Genomic DNA, 4,102 nt, shown 5'->3' with positions numbered 1-4,102 from the left:
TTAAAGAAAAAGACGAGAGGCTTTTCTATTTACACATAAAATTTGACACTCTCGATCTTCATTGAGCTATGCGTATTCTAAGGCTAATAATAAGCACTAAGAAGCTAAAAAAGGAGTGATCATTGACTAATGCTGGATAACGTCTTTCTAACCCCACAAAAACAACGTGAGCTTAAAGTGTTCCGCGCAACTAATATTGCGGGGGACTTAAACTTAGCCGCATTAGCGGAACAAGATGGCATGAGCTATGTTGAATTTTACCGTACGTTTCGATCCTTGCCTTCTGAGCTGACTGCCGATGCGCTGCCGGATCAGCGCTATTCGATGAGCGCTAGTGCCTACCGACAATTATTGATTAAGCGTTCAGTTCCATATCGAATTATCTTTGCAACTTTTCAAACTGATACAACTGAGTTAGGTCAGTTGTTAGAGACCTTAGCCATTAGTCAATCGACATTGCAGCGGCGCTTGAAGAACTTAAAAGCGTTTTTGGCGCAACGTGATATTCGGCTGGATCTTGCGCATGTTGAATTACGTGGTGATGAGCGTCAAATTCGCCTATTTTATTGGTATCTTTTTTCCGATGTGGCTGCAGATATTACAACGATGGTACCGGAAATTACGCGCTGGCTAACGGTAGCGAGTAAGTATTTCAATATACCATCCAGCGCCCAAACACCGCGGCAAGCGATGCAATTAGGTTATATTCAAATCACGTTAGGACGCATTTTAACTGGTCATATGGTTGACAAGTTAGGCTATGTGCAACTGCTAGAAGTAACTGAATCGATTGCGCTAGAAAGCTTAGCCACAGAAATGCAGTTCTCACAAACTGAATTGATCCGTGAGCTAACTTGGCTTAACGAAATTTTGCGCCACTCGCCTTATTTCTGGCCGCCAGCCAAAGTTGCTAATTGGCACACCATCGAAGGGCTTAGTGAACGTTTGATCGCCGACCTTAACTTAACGTCGTCAACTCATTATTTCACTGGCTTGATCAATTATTTGAATGCCTGTATTAGCTATGTCATTACGACAAATTTACCTGTGGTCATTTGGTCATTGATGACGCCGCCAACTAGTCGGCAAACTGCTGAGATCAAGCAGTCGATCCGTTTAGGGTTACCATTATTGCCTGAGCACCAAGTGCAGCTGCTAACTAACAATCTATCCTTGATCTTAGCGCCTTATGTTGAGGTGCAAGAGTTAACGATTTGCTTGTGGTTATCAGTTGATCCCTCAATCCATAATCGGGTGATCAATTGTTTAAAAGCGTTCAGCCCGTTTGCTCTGAAAATTATTGATGGCCTGACTTATCCGGCTGACTTGATTATTACTAGCCAGGCAGCGCTACCAGCTGATGCTTTGGTCAACACACCGAATTATCAATGGGAAAATGGTAAATCGATCACCAAAAATTTACGTGATTTACTCGAACTGTTTTACGGCATCGTCCAAGCTAAGGGCGGTTAAACGATATAGCAAAAATGAGGCTGTGACATATATAAAAATATGTCGCAGCCTCATTTTCATCGCCGAATATTAGCGTTCTTTGCTAATAAACCTCACTGATTGCGAAGTAGTATGCTAATGCTCGGGAGCTAAGCGTCTTAAACGTGTGCCAAAAGACAGCTCCTTCCGCTTAGCTACGCAGGTCAAACGCATCGCTCTGCGCTGCTTATTGCCCTGCTATGCTAATGCTCGGGAGCTGATCGTCTTTTGGCACACTCTTGCTTTTTTAACGATTCCAATAAACGTAGAAAACTAGGATCAGCGAGATAATGAACAGCCAACTAACGGGGTTGACGATCCATGAGCCGTAAACTGTAAATACATTTTTTATTGAGCGTTGCTGTCGTGGTAGGCGCAGGGCTTGCCAAATGAAGCCGATAAAGCCTAAAACGCCTAATACCACGGCTAAAATTGCTAAATTGTGCATAATAAACTCCTTTATTACTAGATTGTTAAGCTCAGCGTAACGGAATTAATGAGAAAAGAAAAGCTATTTTAATTAATTAGCCGAAAATATTGGCGTTATAAACACGATGTGACGCTTCTAAATCGGTGTTGGGTGCCGTTTCTTAAAGGCAACAGTTAAAAAGTTAAGTTACCCTAAACTTTTTATTTACTTTAATTTTTATTAGTGTACAATACTTAGGGGGCCTGCGATAAGAGCTGAAACTATCTATTGTCCCAATAATGTGCTAAATTGGAAGTGTGACTGGTCAACGTATGAAAAAATAGCTAAATTTTCATGAAAACTTCATTGAGCAGGCACCAAAATTTAACCTTCGTTTGACAACTACTGGTAATGCGGTACACTGTAAAACGGAATTATCTCAGTTTATCAGTAGCGTGTTTGTGATAGAACGCTAATTTAAAGGAGTGAATAAGAAGGGTGCTTATCTTTTGAGCATAGCCTAGATCGGCAGTAAATAGATAGCAGACCTTTTCAGTAGGTTGAGCTACACGCCATAATCCGAGCCCCTTTTCAAAGCACACTCGCATCAGCGCCTTTTATCACAAGCGAGTCTACTGCATACAATTGAAGATTAACTGGAAGAGAGGGCTTGAAATGAGTCAACAACCAACGAAGAAAACACCGCGGGAGAAGAAACATTTCTTGTATACCACTGATAGTGATAACAAGAGTTTGGATGAAGTTAATGGCAGCGTCGATGTGCCGGAGAATGCCGGGTACTGGCGGACGTTAATGGCGTTTGCTGGACCGGGAGCGCTAGTTGCCGTGGGGTACATGGATCCAGGTAACTGGATCACATCGATTGCCGGTGGTGCCCAGTACAAGTACGCGTTACTAACCGTTATTTTGATTTCTAGCTTGATTGCCATGCTATTACAAGCGATGGCAGCACGGTTAGGGATCGTGACCGGTAAAGATTTAGCACAATTGACCCGCGAACGGACCAGCAAAGGGATGGGAATTTTCCTCTGGATCGTGACTGAGTTAGCGATTATGGCGACGGATATGGCCGAAATTATCGGCTCGGGGATCGCGCTGAAGCTGTTATTCGGCTTTCCACTGATCGTCGGTATTATCATCACTGCATTTGATGTCTTATTGCTATTATTATTGATGAAATTAGGCTTCCGCAAAATTGAAGCCATTGTCGCCGGGCTAGTCGCAATCATTTTGATTGTCTTTACTTATGAAGTTATCTTAGCGCGGCCAGACATTCCACAGATTTTTGCTGGCTATGTACCAAAGACTGATATTTTAACTAACAAAGGCATGTTGTATTTATCGCTAGGGATCGTTGGTGCGACAGTAATGCCGCATAACTTGTACCTCGGTTCATCAATTTCCCAAACACGGAAATACGATCGTAATGACAAAAAGAGTTTGGCTAAAACAATTCGCTTTACCGTCGCTGATTCAAATATTCAGCTGACATTGGCATTTGTTGTTAATAGCTTGCTGTTGATTTTAGGGGCAGCGCTGTTCTTCGGTACGAATAGTGAACTCGGCCGTTTCGTCGATTTGTTTAACGCGTTGAACGATAAAAATATCGTTGGTGCGATTGCTAGTCCGCTATTGAGTAGCTTGTTCGCCGTTGCGTTACTGTCGTCAGGGCAAAGTTCTACGATCACCGGTACCTTAGCCGGCCAGATCATTATGGAAGGCTTCATTCACTTGAAGATGCCACTATGGGCTCAGCGTTTATTGACACGTTTGCTTTCTGTATTGCCGGTTTTGGTGTTCGCAATTTACTACCATGGTAATGAAGCAAAAATCGAAAACCTGCTAACGTTCTCGCAGGTATTCCTCAGTATCGCCTTACCATTTGCGATGATTCCACTAGTGATGTTCACTAGTAATCGTGAGTTAATGGGTGACTTCGCCAACCGTACTTGGATCAAATGGGTCGGCTGGGTAATTGCTGTTATCTTGATTATTTTAAATGTTTATCTGATTTTACAGACAGTAGGCATTATGGCGTAAATAAAAAATGAGAGTGTGATATAAGATGGGTAGCTATCTTATATCACACGTTTAAACGATAATGTTCAGCAATAGAAAATGAGCTAACATGAAGTGAACCCCAAATATTGGACGAAACTTTAAGCGACTTTCTGGGTGGTA

Annotated in this window: 3 protein-coding genes; 2 read left to right on the top strand and 1 reads right to left on the bottom strand. The window is 42.4% G+C overall.

Annotated elements, in window-relative coordinates; genetic code table 11:
- Nucleotides 1–129 precede the first annotated feature (129 nt).
- The gene (locus tag EKM80_RS14500) at nucleotides 130–1,473 is read left to right on the top strand and encodes a helix-turn-helix domain-containing protein (RefSeq protein ID WP_125554379.1); all 1,344 of its coding nucleotides are present in this window, start codon (nucleotides 130–132) and stop codon (nucleotides 1,471–1,473) included.
- Nucleotides 1,474–1,738: 265 nt separating this feature from the next.
- Here the strand turns inward: EKM80_RS14500 and EKM80_RS14495 are convergent, their stop codons facing one another.
- On the bottom strand, nucleotides 1,739–1,939 hold the full coding sequence (locus EKM80_RS14495) for a hypothetical protein (RefSeq protein WP_125554377.1): 201 nt from the start codon (nucleotides 1,937–1,939) through the stop codon (nucleotides 1,739–1,741).
- Nucleotides 1,940–2,575: 636 nt separating this feature from the next.
- Here EKM80_RS14495 and EKM80_RS14490 point away from each other — a divergent pair.
- Nucleotides 2,576–3,961, top strand: a complete 1,386-nt coding sequence (locus tag EKM80_RS14490; RefSeq protein ID WP_125554375.1) for an Nramp family divalent metal transporter — start codon at nucleotides 2,576–2,578, stop codon at nucleotides 3,959–3,961.
- Nucleotides 3,962–4,102: the final 141 nt, after the last annotated feature.

Origin of the sequence: Loigolactobacillus jiayinensis (assembly GCF_003946445.1) — a bacterium.
Classification (GTDB): Bacteria; Bacillota; Bacilli; order Lactobacillales; family Lactobacillaceae; genus Loigolactobacillus; species Loigolactobacillus jiayinensis.
Note: the sequence above shows the minus strand (reverse complement) of the source record. Positions and strands in the feature narration are given on the sequence as shown.